Origin of the sequence: Rhizobium sp. AC27/96, from assembly GCF_001692325.1 — a bacterium.
Taxonomy (GTDB): Bacteria; Pseudomonadota; Alphaproteobacteria; order Rhizobiales; family Rhizobiaceae; genus Rhizobium.
In genome coordinates this window covers 897794-917174 of record NZ_LXKN01000001.1, presented here as the reverse complement: position 1 = coordinate 917174, position 19381 = coordinate 897794, and the positions used below count along the sequence as shown (strand labels likewise).

20 protein-coding genes are annotated in these 19381 nt (G+C 59.9%); 4 read left to right on the top strand and 16 right to left on the bottom strand.

Features of this window, described 5'->3' with window-relative positions:
* The first annotated feature begins 264 nt into the window (after positions 1 to 264).
* Both A6U86_RS04565 and mazG read left to right on the top strand, forming a co-directional pair.
* A complete protein-coding gene (locus tag A6U86_RS04565) occupies positions 265 to 852 on the top strand; it encodes a deaminase (RefSeq protein WP_068386490.1) in 588 nt (195 codons plus the stop codon).
* Between the two features lie 22 nt (positions 853 to 874).
* Positions 875 to 1723: a nucleoside triphosphate pyrophosphohydrolase gene (mazG, locus tag A6U86_RS04560; protein WP_068387886.1), complete on the top strand. Its 849-nt coding sequence runs from the start codon at positions 875 to 877 to the stop codon at positions 1721 to 1723.
* A gap of 7 nt (positions 1724 to 1730) precedes the next feature.
* Here mazG and hflX read toward each other — a convergent pair whose 3' ends face one another.
* The 8 genes from hflX to dusB all read right to left on the bottom strand — a co-directional run bounded on the left by hflX (position 1731) and on the right by dusB (position 11951).
* On the bottom strand, positions 1731 to 3065 hold the full coding sequence (gene hflX, locus A6U86_RS04555) for a GTPase HflX (protein ID WP_068386488.1): 1335 nt from the start codon (positions 3063 to 3065) through the stop codon (positions 1731 to 1733).
* A 78-nt stretch (positions 3066 to 3143) separates the two neighbouring features.
* The gene (hfq, locus tag A6U86_RS04550; RefSeq protein ID WP_003539403.1) at positions 3144 to 3386 is read right to left on the bottom strand and encodes an RNA chaperone Hfq; all 243 of its coding nucleotides are present in this window, start codon (positions 3384 to 3386) and stop codon (positions 3144 to 3146) included.
* Positions 3387 to 3493: 107 nt separating this feature from the next.
* Positions 3494 to 4357, bottom strand: coding sequence for a D-amino-acid transaminase (locus A6U86_RS04545; RefSeq protein ID WP_068386485.1), 864 nt, complete (start codon positions 4355 to 4357; stop codon positions 3494 to 3496).
* Positions 4358 to 4405: 48 nt separating this feature from the next.
* Positions 4406 to 5770 (bottom strand): sigma-54 dependent transcriptional regulator, encoded by a 1365-nt coding sequence (locus tag A6U86_RS04540; RefSeq protein ID WP_068386481.1) that lies wholly within the window; start codon positions 5768 to 5770, stop codon positions 4406 to 4408.
* Positions 5760 to 8036: a PAS domain-containing sensor histidine kinase gene (locus A6U86_RS04535; RefSeq protein WP_068387883.1), complete on the bottom strand. Its 2277-nt coding sequence runs from the start codon at positions 8034 to 8036 to the stop codon at positions 5760 to 5762. The genes A6U86_RS04540 and A6U86_RS04535 overlap by 11 nt, the downstream gene beginning before the upstream one ends.
* 284 nt (positions 8037 to 8320) lie before the next feature.
* Positions 8321 to 9772 carry a nitrogen regulation protein NR(I) gene (gene ntrC, locus A6U86_RS04530; protein WP_068386478.1) on the bottom strand — a complete coding sequence of 484 codons (1452 nt, stop codon included), beginning with the start codon at positions 9770 to 9772 and terminating at the stop codon, positions 8321 to 8323.
* On the bottom strand, positions 9769 to 10926 hold the full coding sequence (locus A6U86_RS04525) for a nitrogen regulation protein NR(II) (RefSeq protein WP_068386475.1): 1158 nt from the start codon (positions 10924 to 10926) through the stop codon (positions 9769 to 9771). Before A6U86_RS04525 ends, ntrC begins: the two co-directional genes overlap by 4 nt.
* Positions 10923 to 11951, bottom strand: coding sequence for a tRNA dihydrouridine synthase DusB (gene dusB / locus A6U86_RS04520; RefSeq protein WP_068386472.1), 1029 nt, complete (start codon positions 11949 to 11951; stop codon positions 10923 to 10925). The genes A6U86_RS04525 and dusB overlap by 4 nt, the downstream gene beginning before the upstream one ends.
* A gap of 222 nt (positions 11952 to 12173) precedes the next feature.
* On the opposite strand from dusB, the gene A6U86_RS04515 reads away from it, so the two are divergent.
* Together A6U86_RS04515 and A6U86_RS04510 are read left to right on the top strand one after the other, a co-directional pair.
* Complete coding sequence (locus tag A6U86_RS04515; protein WP_068386469.1) at positions 12174 to 13394, top strand: bifunctional 2-C-methyl-D-erythritol 4-phosphate cytidylyltransferase/2-C-methyl-D-erythritol 2,4-cyclodiphosphate synthase; 1221 nt, start codon at positions 12174 to 12176, stop codon at positions 13392 to 13394.
* Positions 13391 to 13888: a CinA family protein gene (locus tag A6U86_RS04510; RefSeq protein WP_083196738.1), complete on the top strand. Its 498-nt coding sequence runs from the start codon at positions 13391 to 13393 to the stop codon at positions 13886 to 13888. Before A6U86_RS04515 ends, A6U86_RS04510 begins: the two co-directional genes overlap by 4 nt.
* Before the next feature lie 7 nt (positions 13889 to 13895).
* Here the strand turns inward: A6U86_RS04510 and A6U86_RS04505 are convergent, their stop codons facing one another.
* The 8 genes from A6U86_RS04505 to lpdA form a co-directional block, all read right to left on the bottom strand.
* On the bottom strand, positions 13896 to 14342 hold the full coding sequence (locus tag A6U86_RS04505) for a type II toxin-antitoxin system RatA family toxin (RefSeq protein WP_068387880.1): 447 nt from the start codon (positions 14340 to 14342) through the stop codon (positions 13896 to 13898).
* Positions 14343 to 14351: 9 nt separating this feature from the next.
* On the bottom strand, positions 14352 to 14918 hold the full coding sequence (locus A6U86_RS04500) for an AAA family ATPase (protein WP_068386463.1): 567 nt from the start codon (positions 14916 to 14918) through the stop codon (positions 14352 to 14354).
* Between the two features lie 31 nt (positions 14919 to 14949).
* Positions 14950 to 15543, bottom strand: a complete 594-nt coding sequence (locus A6U86_RS04495; RefSeq protein ID WP_068386460.1) for an AAA family ATPase — start codon at positions 15541 to 15543, stop codon at positions 14950 to 14952.
* 12 nt (positions 15544 to 15555) lie between these two features.
* Positions 15556 to 16149: an AAA family ATPase gene (locus A6U86_RS04490; RefSeq protein ID WP_068386457.1), complete on the bottom strand. Its 594-nt coding sequence runs from the start codon at positions 16147 to 16149 to the stop codon at positions 15556 to 15558.
* A 157-nt stretch (positions 16150 to 16306) separates the two neighbouring features.
* Positions 16307 to 17278: a lipoyl synthase gene (lipA, locus tag A6U86_RS04485; protein ID WP_068386455.1), complete on the bottom strand. Its 972-nt coding sequence runs from the start codon at positions 17276 to 17278 to the stop codon at positions 16307 to 16309.
* Positions 17279 to 17312: 34 nt separating this feature from the next.
* Positions 17313 to 17561 carry a GlsB/YeaQ/YmgE family stress response membrane protein gene (locus A6U86_RS04480; RefSeq protein WP_068386452.1) on the bottom strand — a complete coding sequence of 83 codons (249 nt, stop codon included), beginning with the start codon at positions 17559 to 17561 and terminating at the stop codon, positions 17313 to 17315.
* A 33-nt stretch (positions 17562 to 17594) separates the two neighbouring features.
* Complete coding sequence (locus A6U86_RS04475) at positions 17595 to 17849, bottom strand: GlsB/YeaQ/YmgE family stress response membrane protein (RefSeq protein ID WP_068386450.1); 255 nt, start codon at positions 17847 to 17849, stop codon at positions 17595 to 17597.
* A 55-nt stretch (positions 17850 to 17904) separates the two neighbouring features.
* Positions 17905 to 19368: a dihydrolipoyl dehydrogenase gene (lpdA, locus tag A6U86_RS04470; protein ID WP_068386448.1), complete on the bottom strand. Its 1464-nt coding sequence runs from the start codon at positions 19366 to 19368 to the stop codon at positions 17905 to 17907.
* Positions 19369 to 19381 lie beyond the last annotated feature (13 nt).

The window sequence follows — 19381 nt, the reverse complement described above, 5'->3', positions numbered from 1 at the left end:
GCCTTTGTGGCCAAGAGATTGAAGAAACAGAAATTCTAATGCCCACGCAAGTCCGTATTCCTATGCTCGACATACCAAGGATTTGAGCAAAACTCACTAGGCAAGCAGATTGCATTAAATGCATAAAATCTATAGATTTTTACGATTCAGCGGTATCGGCGGATTGCTTTATTGCCTGTGGCGAACATAGTCTTTAACTTATTTGCACATACCGCCGCATTTCCAATCCCGATAGGCTGCAGCGAAAACCGTTGGAGGAAACCCTTGTCTGACAATAGCATCGCTGCACGCCTTCTCAACGTCGTCGAGCACGACATCCTGCCCTTGACCCGCAAGGGCGTCGCCACCGGCAACAAGGTCTTCGGCGCCGCCATACTGCGGAAATCCGACCTTTCGCTCGTCGTCGCGGAAACCAACAACGAGTTGGAGAATCCGCTCTGGCACGGCGAGGTCCATGCCCTCAAGCGCTTCTATGAGCTGGGCGAGAAACCGGTCACCAAGGATCTGATTTTCCTCTCGACCCATGAACCCTGCACCATGTGCATGTCGGCGATTACCTGGGCCGGCTTCGACAATTATTATTATTTCTTCAGCCATGAGGATTCCCGGGATGCCTTCGCTATCCCGCATGATCTCAAGATCCTGAAGGAGGTCTTCGGCCTGGAGCCGGGCGGCTATCGTCGCCAAAACGCATTCTGGAAGAGCTTTGCCATCTCCGATCTCGTGGAAACAGAAGAAGATCCGCGCAAAGGTGAGTTGAAGGAACAGACCGCGCGTATTAAGCAGGCCTATGCTGGTCTCTCCGAGAACTACCAGGCGTCGAAGGGCAGCAACGAGATCCCTTTGAATTGACAAAGCAAGACCCGAGGCAATGATGGAAGCATCGCGAGACATTTCCGGCTTGATCGACATCATGGCGGCGCTGCGAAACCCTGAAACCGGTTGCCCCTGGGACATTGTCCAGACCTTTGAGACCATCAAGCCCTACACGATCGAAGAGGCCTATGAAGTGGCCGACGCGATCGAGCGAAAGGACACGGACGATCTTTGCGACGAGCTCGGTGACCTGCTGCTGCAGGTCGTCTTCCATGCGCGGATCGCCGAGGAAAGCGGCGCCTTTTCCTTTGGCGACGTGGTGCATGCCATCACCCGCAAGATGATCCGCCGCCATCCGCATGTTTTTGCCGTCTCGGACGCCAAAACCGAGGACGCGGTGACGCTGCAATGGGATCGGATCAAGGCCGAGGAGAAGCGCGAGCGCGCAGAGCGCCGTGCCCGAAGCGGCGTGACCGAGGATTTCAAGGCAGGTTTCCTCGGCTCGGTGCAGCGGTCCTTCCCTGCCCTGACGGAAGCATTGAAATTACAGGAGCAGGCGGCCAGGGTTGGCTTCGACTGGTCTGCCCCTGAGCCCATCCTCGACAAGATCGAGGAAGAGATCGCCGAGTTGCGAGTGGCGCTTGCGAGCGGTGACAAAGCGAAGGTGAGCGACGAGCTTGGCGACCTGATCTTTGCCGTCGTCAATATCGGCCGGCACGTGAAAACCGACCCGGAACAGGCCCTGCGTGGCACGAACACGAAGTTCCGCCGCCGGTTCCATCACATTGAGACGACGCTAGAGGCGGAAGGCGAGACGCTGCAAGGCGCCTCACTGGAGCGAATGGAAGAAATCTGGCAAGCGGCAAAGGCGATCGAACGGCAGCTTGGCGACGCAAAGACCGCCTAGAAGCCGCCTATTCCCAATTCTCACGCGGCGCCTTCGGGCCATTGCCCATGCGCCGTTCCAGTTCAACCGCCTCGGTCTCAGTCAGCCGGACATCGAGCGTCACCGTGCCGTCCTCATTGTCCTCGCGGTTGTCGACGATGGCATGATTGTAGAGCCAAGGCAGCAGCGTCAGCTTTTCGACCGGAAGCGTGATCGTGGTTTCCGTCAGCACACCGGAAAGACGCCGGCTGATTTCATCCATCAGTCGATCGACGCCCTCGCCGTTTCTTGCGGAGACGGCGATAACATTTTCGGTGGTCGACGCCTTCTGCACGATGGCGTCATGCGCCTCCGGCTCCAAGCGATCTATCTTGTTCCAGACCTCAACGATGCGCTCGGCGCCTTCGGCTTCGCCGATACCGAGATCACCGAGAATGCGCATGACATCGGCGCTCTGGACCTGATTGTCGTCATCCGAGAGATCGCGCACATGCAGAATCAGATCGGCTTCCAGCACCTCTTCCAGCGTGGCGCGGAAAGCTGCCACAAGGTGAGTCGGCAGGTCCGAGATGAAGCCGACGGTATCGGAGAGAATGACGGTACGGCCGTGCGGCAGCTTCATGCGGCGCAGCGTCGGATCTAGCGTCGCGAACAGCATGTCCTCGGCCAGCACGCCAGCACCGGTAATGCGATTGAACAGCGTCGACTTGCCGGCATTGGTGTAGCCGACCAATGCGACGATCGGATGCGGCACCTTGCGGCGCTTGGCGCGATGAAGCTGGCGGGTGCGCACCACCTGCTCCAACTCGCGCTCGAGCCGGATGATACGCTCCTGCAATTGGCGACGGTCCGCTTCGATCTGGGTTTCGCCAGGGCCACCCATGAAACCGGCGCCACCGCGCTGGCGTTCAAGGTGGGTCCAGCTTCGAACCAACCGGCCCTTCTGATAGTTCAGATGCGCAAGCTCAACCTGCAGCGTGCCTTCCTTGGTGGAGGCGCGGCGGCCGAAGATTTCGAGGATGAGGCCGGTACGATCGATGACCTTGGCGTTCCATGCCTTCTCGAGATTGCGCTGCTGCACCGGCGTCAACGGATGATCGACGATCACAAGTCCGGCGTTGAACTCATCCAGCAGGGCGAGGATTTCCTCGATCTTGCCGGTGCCAAGCAGGGTCGCGGGCCTCGGATCATTGATCGGAACGACGGAACCGCTGACCACTTCGAGATCGATCGCCAGAGCAAGACCCTTGGCCTCTTCCAACCTGCTTTCAGGCAGGCGTGACACGGAAATGGCACTGTCAGCCTGGGCGGAGCGCGACGTGCGTCCCTGTTTCAGAACAGGAACGACCACGACAGCGCGCATGTCATCCCGGTGCTTTACGGACTCCGGAATGAGGGAATCGTTTTTCGTATCGCGTGTCGTGATAGTGGCAAATCCCAGTTAGGATGCGGCTTCTTCGCTCTCGAACATCTGCATCGGCTGACCCGGCATGATCGTCGAGATTGCGTGCTTGTAAACGAGCTGCGAATGGCCATCGCGGCGAAGCAGAACGCAGAAGTTGTCGAACGATGTTACGACACCCGTGAGCTTTACGCCGTTGATCAAGAAAATTGTCAGTGAAATCTTTTGCTTGCGAACAGTATTGAGAAACAAGTCCTGCAAGTTTTGAGAACGTTCCGCCATCGCGCCGCTTCTTTCTTTTTTGCCGACCTAAGTCGGTGAAATATCATGATATACAGAGGTCCCGGACGGGAGATACCCTCATTCTCTCCCCCCAGCGAATGTTGGTATCAAATCACGGTCTTTTCCGCAACGTCGAAAAAGGCTTCACGAATTTTCTGTGACATGCTGCCCGGATGACCGTTGGCAATCGTTTCCCCATCGATGGAAACGACCGGAAAACAGATGCTTGTCGCCGCCGTGATGAAGACTTCGCGGGCCGCCATCATCTCCTCCACCGAGAAGTAGCGCTCGACGATCGTCACCCCGAGCCTGGCTGCCACATCCATCAGCGTCGTGCGCGTGATGCCGCGCAGAATGCCGTGCTCAGCCGGACGCGTGACAAGATTCCCGTCATGATCGACAATCCAGACGTTGGTGGCGGCACCTTCCTTCACCATGCCGTTGTGATCGATGTAGATCGCTTCCTGCGCACCGGCTTCCTTCGCCTGCTGGCGGGCCATCACATTCGGCAACAGCCCCACCGACTTGATGTCGACCCGGTCCCAACGATTGTCACGCACGGTGATCGCCTTGATGCCGTTGGCATTCTTCCTGGCAATCAGAGACTGATCGGTGCTCTTGGCGGTGACGACGATCGAAGACGGTGTGCCATCGGCCGGAAAGACATGATCACGACGGGCAACACCACGCGTGACCTGCAGATAGAACATGCCATTGCGGACGTGGTTGCGGCGCAGCGTCTCCCGAATCACGACAACGAGCGCCGCGCGCGCCATTGGCCAGGCGATGCGAAGCTCGCTCAGCGAGCGATTGAGGCGGTCGAGATGGCGTGTCAGATCGACGATCACGCCGTGACGCACCTCGCAAACCTCATAGACGCCATCAGCGAGCTGATAACCGCGGTCCTCGATATGTACCATGGCGTCGCCGTGCTGGACATAACGGCCATTCACATAAGCTATTCTCGGCATGAAAGCCCCTGATCAAAATTCCAAGATGCCAGTGCGCCGCAAGACGGATCAGACGCCCAGCGATTTCAGCTTGCGATGCAAAGCCGAGCGTTCCATGCCGACGAATTCTGCCGTTCGCGAGATATTGCCGCCGAAGCGATTGATCTGAGCGATCAAATAATCACGCTCGAACATCTCACGTGCCTCGCGCAGGGGCAGCGTCATGATGTGATAATCATTCTTGGCGGAGACCTTCGGCAGCATGTCGCCGAGATCGGTCGGCAGCATTTCGGCCGTGATCGGCGTATCGGCCCCATCGGTGCGCGCCAAAATCATCAGACGCTCGATATTGTTGCGCAGCTGGCGGATGTTGCCCGGCCAATCATGCGCCTGCAACACAGCCATGGCGTCATCGCCGATCCGGCGTGGCCGAATGCCGGCCTGCTCGGAAATCTGCCGCATCAGCTGGTCGACGAGGAAAGGTATGTCCTCACGCCGTTCGGCCAGTGCCGGCACGCGCACGGGCACAACGGCCAGACGGTGATAGAGATCTTCGCGGAACAGACCCTCGGCGATCCTGCTTTCGAGATTGTAAGCCGTGGACGAGATGATGCGAACGTCCACTTTGACCCGCTTCGAACCGCCGACGCGCTCGAACTGCTGATCGACCAGCACGCGCAGGATCTTGTTCTGCGTCTCGCGCGGCATTTCGCCGACCTCATCGAGATAGAGAATGCCGCGATGCGCTTCTTCCAATGCGCCGATCTTGCGCGCCTGCCCCGGAGAGCCTTCAGTGCCGAAGAGGGCTATTTCCATGCGCTCGGGCGTGATCGTCGCGGCGTTCAGCGCCACGAAAGGGCCGGTGCCGCGCGTCGACTTCTTGTGCATCATCCGCGCCACAAGCTCCTTGCCGGAACCGGAAGGGCCGAAGATCATCACGCGGCTATTGGTCGGCGAGACCTTGTCGATGGTCTGGCGAAGCTGCGAGACGGCAACCGACGTGCCGATGAGCTCGACGGCATCGCCGGTGCGGCGCTTCAGTTCCGACACTTCTCTTTTAAGCTTGGAGTTTTCCAGGGCGCGTTCGGCGATCAGGATCAGGCGATCGGCCTTGAACGGCTTTTCGATGAAATCGAAGGCGCCGCGCTTGATGGCCGATACAGCCGTTTCAATATTACCGTGACCCGAGATCATGACAACAGGCAATTCCGGATGCCGTGCCTTGATTTCATCCAGCAATGCGAGGCCATCGAGCTTGCTGCCCTGCATCCAGATATCGAGAAAGATCAGTCGCGGCGCGCGATCGGAAATCGCGGCCAGCGCACTGTCACTATCATGCGCCGTGCGGGTTTCGTGTCCTTCATCCGAAAGAATTCCCGAAACGATTTCGCGAATGTCTTCCTCGTCGTCGACTACGAGAATATCAGAGGCCATAAACGCTTTCCTTGTCACTTTCTGTGTGGGCGACGGTAGCCTGCTCACGGCGCGGCAGATGCACGCGGATCATGGCCCCCCTACCCTGGTCGAAATCGGCGGGAGCGTCGTGAAGTTCGATCTGCCCGCCATGGTCTTCAATGATCTTCTTGACGATCGCGAGGCCCAGGCCCGTGCCCTTCTCACGCATCGTCATGTAAGGCTCGAGAATGCTGTGCCGGTTCTCCACCGGCAAGCCGCGGCCGTTGTCGATGACGTCAACGGTAAAGCGATCACGGTCCTGATCCAGCGAAGCGCGCACCAGGACCTTCGGCTGCTCGCGTGCCTCCTCGCTCGGCACTCCTTCGATCGATTCCACGGCATTCTTGATGAGATTGCCGAAGGCTTGTCCCAGCATTCGCGCATCGAACATGCCTTCCAGTCGCTCGTCGCCCAGGTCTCGCTGGAATTTCACGTGATTGTTGCCCATTTCGCGCAGGAATACGGAGTCGCGCAGGATGTCGCGCAGGTCGCTCGGCTCCATCGTCGGCTTGGGCATGCGGGCAAAGGAGGAGAATTCGTCGACCATGCGGCCGATATCGCCGACCTGCCGGATGATCGTATCCGTGCACTGATCGAATACCGGACGATCGACATCGGCGATGTTCTTGCCGAAGCGGCGGCGAATGCGCTCGGCGGAAAGCTGGATCGGCGTCAGCGGGTTCTTGATTTCATGGGCGATGCGGCGTGCAACATCGGCCCAGGCCGTCGAGCGCTGCGCTATGACCAGATCGGTAATGTCGTCGAGCGTAATGACATAGGATTCATTGGCATCGCGCGATTCCTCCCGCGTCACCTGCACACTCAATGTGCGCACCGTCCCGCCGCGCACGAGGCTGATCTGCTTGCGAAAATCATTGCGATGGCGGGTCGTCGCCTCGGTCACTACCTGATCAACTTCGGGGGCGATTTCCACCAGGCTCCTGCCGACAAGCTCGTCGCTCGTCAGCGCTAGCAGTTCTTCGGCCGAGGTGTTGACGATGGCGATGCGGCGATCGTGCTCGACGCCGATGACGGCTGCGGTCACGCCAGACAAAACAGCCTCGATGAAGCGGCGACGATCATCCACCTCATCCTTCGCCTCAAGAATCTCGTCGCGTTGGGTGCGGATTTCGGAAATCATCTTGTTGAAGGTGCGCGACAGGCTGCCGACGTCGCCGTCGGCCGAGCGTACTGGCACCAGCACGTTCATATTGCCGGAGGCGACATTGTCTGCGGCGCTGATGAGAAGACGGATCGGCCGCACGATACGGTCGGCAATCGCGATTGCGGTCCAGATGGCAGCCAGCAGCACGATCAGAGCAAAACCGATATAGAGAACGGCAAAGGCTATCTGCAGGGACATGCGCCCTTCTTCCATCGCCTTGTATTCGACGGTGTTGTCTTCCACCATCCGCATCGCGTTCATGACGCGCGGATCGACGGCCCGTACCGTGTAAAGAAACGAGCCGGGAATCTCATCCAGCTTGATGACCGCACCGACGAGGTTTGTCACCCCGGGCGGAATGAGCGTCGGCTGGCCATTGGCCGACGAATCCAGCGCATCCTTGGGGATCGCCGGCAAGGGACGCTCCGTCTTGATATCAGCCTGAACGATGGCGCTGCCGTCGCGGCGAACCAGGAAGGCGCCGAGCAGGCCGCGGCCGCGGGCCTGACGGGTCATCAGATCGGAAAAGCCGGTACGGTCAAGGCTATAGAGCGAGCGATTGCGCTCCAGGTCGTTCGCCATGGAAACCGTCTGCCCCTGCAGATAGCTCGCATTTTCCATGAGATAGGCTTGCGCGACATTCTGCGAGGAACTGATGATCTGCTGGGTGCGTACGCCAAACCAGCGGTCCAGGCCGACATTGAGCGTCAGGCTGGCAACGATGGCGACGAGAATGGCCGGTGTGATCGCCACGATCGAAAACAGGGCAACGATGCGGATATGCAGGCGGGCCGCCGCGCGGCCACGGCTGCGCGCCTTCATGAGCCTCGCGACTTCCCGAGCAATCAGGGCAATCAACCCCAGAACGAACAGGCCGTTGATCACGACGGAAGTGAAGACGACCGACGACGTCGGCGCCACGGGTGTCAGCCCAAGCAGCATCAGAAGAGTAGCGATAGCGCATAACAGCGCGCCGCCAGCCAGAATGAGGCCAGGCAAGGCAAAGGAAGCACGACGGTCCGTCACTTTGACAACAACCGCCTCGTCGCTCGCCGCCGGCGACACCGCGTCCTGTATCATTCCCATCATCTCCACGCCCGAGCGACGGTCGGCCCCCTGATCAAACCGTGCTGCCACCATTTCGGCACCAGCACGAGCGACAGGCAAAGGCGGGAACTGTCGTTCGATTTCGCCGGAAGCGAAACCTTTATTTTAAATCATTTTCGCAATTGACTGAAAAATCGGACGAAATTCCATCACAATGGAAACGCGTCAGACGAATCGCCATCGCAAAAACGACGAATCTCCTGCGTGACCTTTAAGCAACGCATTGTGGCGAAAATGCAACGCATCCGATTGCGTTGTCAAGCGGTACGGGAACTTCTGTAGACGGAAACTCCCAGCTCCCTGATCTTTTTGCGCAAGGTATTGCGGTTGAGGCCTAAAAGATCGGCAGCCTTGATCTGATTGCCCCGCGTGGCGGTCAGCGCGGCCAGGATCAGCGGATACTCCATTTCCGTCAAAACACGGTCGTAGAGGCCGGGGGGCGGAAGGTTTTCGCCGAAGCTCGAGAAATAGGTCCGCATGTTTTCCTCGACCGCCTGGGCGATGGTCATGGTGCCGGTGCGGACAGGACCCTTCTCGATCGGGCTGTCGGGCACATCGGCGCGCAGTTCGGCATCGATGATCTCGCGGGTAATGACGTCCTGCGGATAGAGCGCCATCAGCCGGCGGATGAGGTTTTCCAGCTCGCGAACATTGCCCGGCCAGGGATAGGCCTTCATCAGCTCGAGCGCTTCCTGATCGAACCGCTTGGAGCCAAGTCCTTCTTTTTCAGCCTGGGTGATGAAATGACGGACGAGATCGGGAATGTCCTCGGCGCGGTCGCGCAGCGGCGGCAGGCGAAGCGGCACGACGTTGAGACGATAATAGAGGTCCTCGCGGAACAGGCCCTGATTGATCGCCTGCTTCAGGTCCTTGTTGGTGGCGGCAACGATGCGCACATCGGTGCGGATCGGCGTGCGGCCGCCGACCGTCGTGTATTCGCCCTGCTGCAGCACGCGCAACAGGCGCGTCTGCGCATCCATCGGCATATCGCCGATTTCGTCGAGAAACAGCGTGCCGCCCTCGGCCTGCTCGAAACGGCCAGTCGAGCGAGTCTGCGCACCCGTGAAGGCGCCCTTCTCATGGCCGAACAATTCCGACTCGATCAGATCGCGCGGGATCGCCGCCATGTTGATGGCGACGAAGGGGCCGTTGCGGCGCTTGCCGTAGTCGTGCAGGGCGCGCGCGACCAGCTCCTTGCCGGTACCGGATTCGCCTGTGATCATCAGCGTCAGGTCGGTCTGCATCAGGCGCGCCAGCACGCGATAGATTTCCTGCATGGCAGCGGAACGGCCGACGAGCGGCATACCGTCCTGCATGTCGTCCTCGAGCTTCGCCGGCTTGCGCTTGGGCTCGGACAGCGCGCGGCCGACGATGGCGATCAGTTCCGTCAGATCGAAGGGCTTCGGCAGATAGTCGTAAGCGCCCTTCTCCGACGCCTTGATCGCCGTCATGAAAGTGTTCTGCGCGCTCATGACCAGAACAGGCAGGTCCGGCCTCGCCTTTTTGATGCGCGGCAGCAGATCGAACGCGTTTTCGTCGGGCATAACGACATCGGTTACTACGAGGTCGCCTTCGCCGGCAGAAACCCAACGCCAGAGCGTGGCGGCGTTGGACGTGATGCGTACGTCGTAACCCGCGCGGCTCAAAGCCTGATTGAGCACGGTACGGATGGCCGCATCGTCATCGGCGACAAGGATCGTGGCTGTCATCGAGTAGTCCCTGTAGAGTTTGGAAAGGGGGCGTCTTCAAGCGTGATGCCCTTGGAAGCCGGCATCAAAACGCGGAAAGTGGTGCGGTGGTTCTGGCTGTCGCATTCGACGATACCGCCGTGATCGCCGATGATCTTGGCAACGAGCGCCAGGCCAAGACCGGTTCCGTTCGTCTTCGTCGTGATGAACGGATCAAAAAGATGCGGTACGAGGTCGGATGGAACACCGGGACCATTGTCGATCACGCAGAATTCGAGCGGCAGCGAGATCTTCTCGCGCGTGCCGGCGACCGAAAGGCGGATACCGGGACGATAGGCCGTCGTCAGCATGATCTCGCCATCCGGCCGGTCGCCCACTGCTTCGGCGGCATTCTTCACCAGATTGAGAAAGACCTGTACGAGCTGGTCCCTGTTGGCAAAAACAGCCGGGAGTGACGGGTCGTAATTCTCGGAGAGTTTGATGTTGCGGGCAAAGCCGGCCCGGGCGACCGCCTTCACATGATCGAGTACCGAGTGGATGTTGACCGGCACACGATCGACAGGCCGCTCGTCCGAGAAAACCTCCATGCGGTCGACAAGCGATACGATGCGGTCAGTTTCGTCGCAGATAAGCCGCGTCAGCGCGCGATCGTCGTCCTCGACGGACTGTTCGAGCAGCTGTGCGGCGCCGCGAATGCCCGAGAGCGGGTTCTTGATCTCATGCGCCAGCATTGATGCAAGGCCGGTGACGGAACGGGCGGCAGCGCGATGGGTCAGCTGCCGGTCGATCTTGTCCGCCATCGAGCGTTCCTGGAACACGACGACCACGGAGCCTGGCTCGCTGGAAATCGGCGCGACGTAGAGGTCCACCAGCTTGTCCTGTCCGAGACGCGGCGAGCTGAGATCGACGCGATATTCGTTGACCGGCGCGCGGCGCTCGCGCACCTGATCGATCAGCGCCAGCAGGGGGCTGCCGAACGGGATGAAGGTCGAAATCTTGTAGCGCGACAGATGCGAGGCGCTGGCGCCAAAAAAGGCTTCGGCCTCCCAATTGGCGAAGGCGATGAGACCGGCCTCGTCGACCATGACAACCGGATTCTGGATCGCGTTGAGAACAGCCATCGCCACCGAATTGCCGGCATTGTCTCCGGCTCCGGAGTTGGATTTTGAAGTCATGCCGCCTCCTGGACGCGTTGGGGGAGATCGGCGCCGGCCTGCAGCGCCGCCTGGAACGCTGCAGTCACCTCGCGGCTATCTTTCGAAGTCATGATTTTGGCCTTGTCGGCACCCGTCGTCGCCGGCGCATGGCGATCCAGATACCAGGCGAGATGCTTGCGGGCGTGGCGAATGCCGACAGCCTCACCATAGAATTCCAGCATGGAGAGATAATGCCCGACGGCGATCTCGACGATTTCCGCACGTTCCGGTTGGCGATGACCAGCCAGAACGCCGGCATGCCAGGGGCGGCCCTGGCAACCGCGGCCGATCATCACGGCATCGGCGCCGGAGCGGCGCAGGATTTCGCGGGCATCGTCCGGTGTCTCGACATCGCCGTTGGCGACCAGCGGAATGGAGATGACATCGCGCACAGCACGGATGGCATCCCAATCCGCCCTGCCCTCGTAAAATTGCATGCGCGTACGGCCATGGATGGTGACGAGCTGAATGCCGGCCTCTTCGGCGCGGCGCGCAATATCCGGCGCGTTGATGGAGTTTTCATCCCAGCCGAGCCGCATCTTCAATGTAACGGGGATATCGACCGCGCCGACCGTCGCCTCGATCAGGCTCAAAGCGTGATCCGGGTCACGCATCAGCGCCGAACCGGAATAGCCGCCGATGACCTTCTTGGCCGGGCAGCCCATGTTGATATCGATGATGTCGGCGCCATTGTCGGCTGCGATCTTCGCAGCCTCGGCCATCCAATATGCCTCGCGGCCGGCGAGCTGCACCATATGCGGCTTCAGCCCGGCGCTCTTCAGGCGTGCCCAGGATTCGGCCGTGTCCTGCACAAGCTCGCGGCTTGCCACCATTTCGGTGACGACCAGACCGGCGCCATGACGCAATGCCAGCTGCCGAAACGGCAGATCGGTGACGCCCGACATCGGCGCCAGGATGACGCGATTGCGGATAGATACCGGACCAATGGAAAACGAGGCTGCAAGCTCGGAGGAAAGCAAGTGATTATCTTTCGGGCACACCATACATCTGCACTATTTTTAGACACGCTTGAGAAGTTTGCCAAGAGGTTTTGAAGAACCCCGATATTTTTTGGGCAAATGCTGGAAAATACTCAGTTGAGGCGATAGACCCTGCTGGAGCGGGATCCCGTTCTGGCGATCTATTTAGCATGTGCTTGTTCAAAAGAAAGCTCTGCGCTTTTCAAAGCCATGCCGGAGACGGAGCCTTTTATTCTTCGGGGGTTTATGACGCAAATGCATTCAACGCAACCGCTGTCGGTGGGAATTGTGATCGTTGCCGCCGGGCGCGGCGAACGGGCGGGATCGCCGGAAGAAGGCCCAAAACAGTATCGCGCGATCGGCGGCAGACCGGTTATTGCGCATACGCTTGAAAGATTCGTGACATGGCCGCAAACCGCGAAGATCGTTATCGTCATCCATCGCGACGATGAGGCTCTGCTCCGCTCGGCACTGACGCAGGTCGCGGGGCTTCCGGATATCGAGATTGCCTTTGGCGGCGCAACGCGCCAGCAATCCGTACTGGCCGGGCTCCGGCAATTGGCTAAAAGCGAAGCGACGCATGTGATGATCCATGACGCCGTACGCCCCTTCTTCGATCACGATCTGCTGGATCGCATCGCGGCAGCCCTTGCGGCGGGCGCACCGGCGGTACTGCCCGCCATGCCCGTCACAGATACGCTGAAGCGGGGCGACGGCAACGGGCTGGTCGTCGAAACCGTGCCCCGCGCCGGGCTTCATGCCGCGCAGACACCCCAATCCTTCCGCCTTGCCGATATTCTGGCGGCGCATGAAAAGGTCGCCGCCGACGGCAGGACGGATTTCACCGACGATGCCGCCATCGCCGAATGGGGTCGCCTGCCGGTGACTTTGGTGACCGGGAGTGCCGACAACGTCAAGCTGACCATCAAAAGGGATATTACCATGGCCGACGAAAAACTGACCGCCGGCCTTTTGCCCGATGTGCGCACCGGCAATGGCTATGATGTGCACCAGCTGGAGCCGGGCGACGGCGTGACGCTTTGCGGCGTGTTCATCCCGCATGATCAGAAGCTGAAGGGACATTCCGACGCCGACGTCGCGCTGCACGCCTTGACGGATGCCCTGCTCGCAACTTGCGGTGCCGGTGACATCGGCGATCACTTCCCCCCTTCCGATCCGCAATGGAAAGGCGCGCCTTCGCGGATCTTCATTGAGCATGCGGCCAAGATCGTCCGCGAGCGCGGCGGCACCATCATGAATGCGGACGTATCCTTGATTGCGGAAGCACCGAAGATCGGGCCTCATCGCGATGTCATGCGCGCTAGGCTCTCGGAATTTCTGAACATCAGCCTGGATCGTTGCTCCGTGAAGGCAACGACCAACGAGCAGATCGGCTTTGTCGGGCGGCGCGAAGGCATTGCCGCTATCGCAACCGCAACCGTCGTCTATCGCGGAGGAAGGGTCTGATGCATTTCCCGGATGAAATTCTGGCACTCGCGCAAACCATCGTCACGGATTTCACCGCAAAGGGCCTGATGGTCTCGACGGCGGAATCCTGCACCGGCGGGCTGATCGCCGGCGCGCTGACGGAAATCCCCGGCTCGTCGGCCGTCGTCGACCGCGGCTTCGTCACCTATACGAATTCGGCGAAGATGGAGATGCTTGGCGTTCAGGAACGGACGCTTGCGCAATTCGGCGCCGTTTCCAAGGAAACGGCCCTGCAGATGGTGCATGGCGCCCTCTTCCGCTCCCATGCCGACCTCTCAGTCGCGGTCACGGGAGTGGCCGGTCCTGGCGGCGGCTCCGTGGAAAAACCGGTCGGCCTCGTCCACCTTGCCGCCAAGACGCGCAATGGCGGGCTCATCCATCATGAAATGCGCTATAGCGATATCGGCCGCGATAAGGTTCGGCTTGCCACCGTGAAGACAGCGCTGGAAATGCTGATCGCGCTCGCCAAGTAAGTCAGGCTCAAGCGTAGATCTTGTTCGCGCGCGTCTCGAAGGCATCCGTGAACATGCGGAAAGCACGATCGAACATCGACCCCATCAGGGCGCCGAGAATGCGGCTCTTGAACTCGTAGTCGATGAAGAAATCGACGCTACAGCCGCCATTTTCCAGCGGCGCAAAACGCCAGCGATTATCGAGATATTTGAAGGGACCGTCGATATATTTGACATCGATGGCGCGCTCGGCCTTGTGGAGTAGTACCTGCGTGGTGAAGGTCTCACGGATTGCCTTGTAGCCAACGGTCATGTCGGCCACCAGCAACACCTTGCCGTCGCGCTCCTTGCGGCTGCGAACGACAAGACCGTCACAAAGCGGCAGGAATTCCGGATAGCGTTCGACGTCGGCGACGAGGTCGAACATCTGGTCAGGCGAATGCGGAACGGGGCGATGAGTTTCGAACTGAGGCATGAGCCGCAATTAAGCAGGACGGCCAAGAAGATCAAGAAGCTGGCGCATTTCGCCGCGGGATTTTAACTGCAAAACAGGCACATCGGGGCCGTGCTGGGCGAGGCCTGCGAGAATTTTCGGAACCGTCCGCCTCTCGAAATTCCAGATATAGCGCAGGAATTCTGCATCGATCCGTTCCGGACAACCCGCTGCCATTTCCGGCCGCGTTTTCCCGTAGCCCATAACAGCCCGGGATATCGCGCCCCAAAGACAGAGCCATCGCGGCATGCGAACCCACAGGATCAAATCGGTGCGCGGCAATCGCAAATCGAACGACGATTGCCCGCTGCCATCCATCAGCCAGCGTTGTTCCGCAACTTTGGCGGCGATCAAGCCTCGTTCCTCGTCCCTCGAACGCTTGACCCATCCCGGCAGCCAATAGAACTCACGATCCATCGAGACGTAAGGCAGATCAAGGCGCGCGCAGATGGCTTGCGACAAGGTCGATTTGCCGCCGCCGGAACAACCGATGACGAGAATCCGATCGGCCGCATGGACCCATGCAGCAGCTTCGGGGACGCCACTCAGCACCTTCATATTCTCATCTCCCAGAATTAAGGGACCGTGGTCAGCCCGGCACTGCAAGCAGATCAAGCAACTCGCGCATCTGACGGCGGCTGGTCAGTTGGAAGACCGGCACCTCGGAGCCATGTTCGACAAGGCCGGCGACGACACGCGGGCTAAATTTCTCTTCGAATGTCCATATGAAGCGCAGGAATTCCCAATCAATTTTCTCTTTGCAGCCGGGCGCCATTTCCGGACGTGTGCGGCCGATCCACTTGACCCAGCGCGAGACGGCACCCCAGATGCAAAGCAATCGCGGCATCCGCACCCAGATGACGAGATCTGTTCGCGGCAGACGTATGTCGAAGGTGGAAGGGTTCGTGCCATCCATGATCCAGCGCTCGCCTTTAACCTTCGAGACGATGATGGCCCGTTGCTCTTCCTTGCCGCGCTCCTTCCAGCCCGGCAGCCACAAGATGTCGCGGTCGATCGAAACATAGTCAAGGCCGAAGCGGCTGGCGATTTTGAGCGACAGCGTCGACTTGCCGCCGCCGGAGCAGCCCATGACCAGGATACGGTTCGCCCGGCGGATATGATCGGCTGCCTCGGCGAGATCGTGTATTTCCCGGCGCAGCGCAGGCATCGTCATTTGATCCATGGTAGCTCCGTTTCAAACACTGGCTTGCAGGGGAGCCAGTAATTTCGCGCCATCGCGATGGGATTTCAGCGTCAAAACAGGGACATGCGGGCCATGCTTCACCAGCATTTCCTGAAACTGCGGCACTTCGTTGCGCTCGAACGTCCAGATGTAGTGCAGGAATTTCCAGTCCAACCGCTCGGGGCAACCTTCCGCCATCTCCGGCCGCGATCGGCCCCTGTAACGCAGCCAGCGTGAAAAGACGCCGCGCAATGCCACGCGCCGCGGTGGTCGGAGCCATATGACGATCTCAGCGCGCGGCAACCTCAACGGCAAGGTGCCCGGGCTGTTGCCGTCCATGATCCAGCGCGGTCCGGCGACCGCCTGCTCGATCAACGCAATCGCCTCCGGACGTGGCCGCCATTTCCAACCCGGCAGCCAGAAGATATCGCGGTCCATCGATACGTAAGTCAGCCCGCGCAACGAGGCGATCGCCTGCGCCAGTGTACTCTTGCCGGTGCCGGAGCAGCCTATGACAAGGATTCGGTCTGCCTTTTGCAGGATAAAGGCTGCCTCGTCGATATCGACGGCATGCGGCAGCGCCAGCGGCGCGACGATCTGCTCCACGGTTCAGCTCCATAGTCGAATCTAAAGCGCCGATACCGGTCACAAACGGCGGCGTGTTCCCTAGGCCGCTCGGATGACAGGCAAATGACGGCGCAAACAAAAACCGCGGCAAAATCGCCGCGGTTCGTTCAAAAGGCAATACTGAATTTTGCCGGGTTTATTCGGCTGCCAGCAACAGCTTCTTTTCGCGAGCCGCGCGAAGGCGCTCGAAATCATCGCCGGCATGATGCGACGAGCGGGTGAGCGGGCTGGAGGCGACCATCAGGAAGCCCTTGGTATAGGCGACCGTCTCGTAGGACTTGAACTCTTCGGGCGTGACGAAGCTCATGACCTGATGATGCTTGCGCGTCGGCTGCAGATACTGGCCGATCGTCAGGAAGTCGACATCGGCGGTGCGCAGGTCGTCCATCAGCTGCAGGACTTCGTTCCGCTCCTCGCCGAGGCCGACCATGATCCCCGACTTGGTGAACATGGTGGGGTCCAATTCCTTGACCCGCTGCAGCAGGCGAACGGAGTGGAAGTAGCGAGCACCGGGGCGAACCTTGAGGTAATTGCCGGGCACCGTTTCCATGTTGTGGTTGAAAACGTCGGGTTTGGCAGCAACGACACGCTCGAGAGCGCCCGGCTTCTTCAGGAAGTCCGGCGTCAGGATCTCGATGGTGGTGTTCGGCGAAGCGGCGCGGATTGCCCAGATCACCTTTTCGAAATGCTCGGCGCCACCATCCGCCAGGTCGTCACGATCGACCGAGGTGATGACGACGTGGCTGAGGCCCATCTGCTTGACAGCCTTGGCGACGTTTTCCGGCTCGGCCATGTCGAGCGCATTCGGCTTGCCGGTGGCGACATTGCAGAAGGCGCAGGCGCGCGTGCAGATCTCGCCCATGATCATGAAGGTGGCGTGCTTCTTGTCCCAACATTCGCCGATGTTCGGGCAGCCGGCTTCCTCGCAGACTGTGACGAGCTTATGCTCCTTCACGATCGAGCGTGTTTCGGCATAGCCCTTCGATGTCGGCGCCTTCACGCGGATCCAATCCGGCTTGCGCAAGACTTCCGTATCGGGCCGATGCGCCTTCTCCGGGTGTCGAACGCGCTTTGCATCCGGGTTGATCGTGTCGAGAATCGTGACCATGAAACGTCTACTTTCCGCCGCTACCTGCGGCCCTTCATCGCCGCGCGAATTTGGCGAGGAATATCAGAATGCATGCACCAATGAAACCGGTGACGAAAAAGCCGAGTCGGCCGCCGGGCACACCGACATGCAGCGCCACCAACAGCGCTGCAGCCACGACCGAGCCGGCAATACCGAGGATGATGTTGAGGATGACCCCATAGCGCGCATCCATCAGCTTGCCCGCGAGCCAACCCGCAAGACCGCCGATGATGATCAGACCCAACCAACCCACGCTTTCCATCAAACCCTCGTTTCAGGCCTAGTGCAAAGGTGCCTAGACGATCAGCCTCGCCAGCAGCACCACGATGATTGCGCCAACGGTGGCATGGATGATCTCCACCACAAGCGCATTTTCAATCCCGAGCGATATCCCGAAATAATGAAACAGGAAACCGCCCACGAAAGCGCCGATCACGCCGCTCACCAGGCAACCGATGAGCCCACCGCCTCCCACGATCAGGCTCGCTAGAAAACCCGCAACCAGCCCGATGAGAAGAAAGACGACCCAACCTTGCGCAGCTATAGACATGTTGATTTCCTTTCCTGTTTTCCACCCCCTGGATAAAGGGCGAGGCAGGAATTTATCAAGCGTTCAGCACCCGGCCGTAGGCGTCGAGCACCGCTTCCTTCATCGATTCCGAAACGGTGGGATGCGGGAAGATCGTGTGCATCAGCTCTTCTTCGGTCGTCTCCAGGTTCATCGCAACGACGAAGCCCTGGATCAGTTCGGTCACTTCAGCGCCGACCATGTGCGCGCCGAGCAGCTCGCCGGTCTTCTTGTCGAAGATGACCTTGCAGAGGCCCTGATCCTCGCCGAGCGCGATGGCCTTGCCGTTATATGCGAAGGAGAAGCGACCGACGCGGATATCGCGGCCGAGTTCCTTGGCCTTGGCTTCGGTGAGGCCAACGGAAGCGACCTGCGGCTGGCAATAGGTGCAGCCCGGAACCTTACCCTTGTCGGTCGGATGAACATTCGGCAGGCCGGCGATCTTTTCGATGCAGACAACGCCTTCGTGTTCGGCCTTGTGGGCGAGCATCGGTGGGCCGGCGACGTCGCCGATCGCGTAGATGCCTGCTACGTTGGTCTTGCCGTAACCGTCGATAACGACGCAACCGCGGTCGGTCTTCACGCCAAGCGCTTCAAGTCCGAGGTTTTCGATGTTCCCCTGTACGCCAACGGCGGAGATCATGCGGTCGGCGACGATCTGCTGCACCTTGCCGTCTTCCGTCTCGACATGAGCGGTGATGCTGTTGGCAGCCTTTTCGACCTTCGTGACCTTCGCCTTGGTCAGAATCTTCAGGCCGCGCTTTTCGAGCTGCTTGCGGGCGATGCCGGAAATTTCAGCATCCTCGACCGGCATAATGGTCGGCATGACTTCGACGACCGTCACATCAACGCCCATCGAGCGATAGAAGCTTGCGAATTCGATGCCGATGGCGCCCGAGCCCATGACGAGCAGCGATTTCGGCAGGAAATCCGGCTTCAGCGCTTCGAAATAGGTCCAGATCAGCTTGCCATCCGGCTCGATGCCTGGCAGCGCGCGCGGACGGGCACCGGTGGCGATGATGATGTGCTTGGCGGTGTAGGTGCCTTCGCCCTTGACGTTCTTCGGCAGCGGATGCTGCGGCTCGACGACGGGCTTGGTCGACTTGCCGACGACGATTTCGCCCGGCTGAGCGCCTGTCGAAGCCTTGGTGATCTTGGCTTCGCCCCAGATGACGTCGACCTTGTTCTTCTTCATCAGGAAGCCGACGCCGGTGTTCAGCCGGGCGGAGACGCCGCGCGAACGGGCGACCACTGCCTTCACATCCGCGCTCACCTTGCCTTCGAGAACGAGACCGTAATCTTTCAGATGATTAGAATGATCAAGAATTTCGGCCGAGCGAAGCAGCGCCTTCGTGGGTATGCAGCCCCAGTTGAGGCAGATGCCGCCCAAATGCTCGCGCTCGACGATTGCGGTCTTCAGGCCAAGCTGGCCGGCGCGCACAGCGGCGACATAACCGCCCGGACCGGAGCCGATGATGATGACGTCGTAATTCTCAGCCATGTGTTTCCTGCCT

Bases quoted from the DNA above. Each gene is read 5' to 3' on its own strand.
- mazG (WP_068387886.1), top strand. From the start codon at position 875: ATGGAAGCATCGCGAGACATTTCCGGCTTGATCGACATCATGGCGGCG.
- hflX (WP_068386488.1), bottom strand. From the start codon at position 3,065: ATGCGCGCTGTCGTGGTCGTTCCTGTTCTGAAACAGGGACGCACGTCG.
- hfq (WP_003539403.1), bottom strand. From the start codon at position 3,386: ATGGCGGAACGTTCTCAAAACTTGCAGGACTTGTTTCTCAATACTGTT.
- A6U86_RS04545 (WP_068386485.1), bottom strand. From the start codon at position 4,357: ATGCCGAGAATAGCTTATGTGAATGGCCGTTATGTCCAGCACGGCGAC.
- A6U86_RS04540 (WP_068386481.1), bottom strand. From the start codon at position 5,770: ATGGCCTCTGATATTCTCGTAGTCGACGACGAGGAAGACATTCGCGAA.
- A6U86_RS04535 (WP_068387883.1), bottom strand. From the start codon at position 8,036: ATGATACAGGACGCGGTGTCGCCGGCGGCGAGCGACGAGGCGGTTGTT.
- ntrC (WP_068386478.1), bottom strand. From the start codon at position 9,772: ATGACAGCCACGATCCTTGTCGCCGATGACGATGCGGCCATCCGTACC.
- A6U86_RS04525 (WP_068386475.1), bottom strand. From the start codon at position 10,926: ATGACTTCAAAATCCAACTCCGGAGCCGGAGACAATGCCGGCAATTCG.
- dusB (WP_068386472.1), bottom strand. From the start codon at position 11,951: ATGGTGTGCCCGAAAGATAATCACTTGCTTTCCTCCGAGCTTGCAGCC.
- A6U86_RS04515 (WP_068386469.1), top strand. From the start codon at position 12,174: ATGACGCAAATGCATTCAACGCAACCGCTGTCGGTGGGAATTGTGATC.
- A6U86_RS04505 (WP_068387880.1), bottom strand. From the start codon at position 14,342: ATGCCTCAGTTCGAAACTCATCGCCCCGTTCCGCATTCGCCTGACCAG.
- A6U86_RS04500 (WP_068386463.1), bottom strand. From the start codon at position 14,918: ATGAAGGTGCTGAGTGGCGTCCCCGAAGCTGCTGCATGGGTCCATGCG.
- A6U86_RS04495 (WP_068386460.1), bottom strand. From the start codon at position 15,543: ATGGATCAAATGACGATGCCTGCGCTGCGCCGGGAAATACACGATCTC.
- lipA (WP_068386455.1), bottom strand. From the start codon at position 17,278: ATGGTCACGATTCTCGACACGATCAACCCGGATGCAAAGCGCGTTCGA.
- A6U86_RS04480 (WP_068386452.1), bottom strand. From the start codon at position 17,561: ATGGAAAGCGTGGGTTGGTTGGGTCTGATCATCATCGGCGGTCTTGCG.
- A6U86_RS04475 (WP_068386450.1), bottom strand. From the start codon at position 17,849: ATGTCTATAGCTGCGCAAGGTTGGGTCGTCTTTCTTCTCATCGGGCTG.
- lpdA (WP_068386448.1), bottom strand. From the start codon at position 19,368: ATGGCTGAGAATTACGACGTCATCATCATCGGCTCCGGTCCGGGCGGT.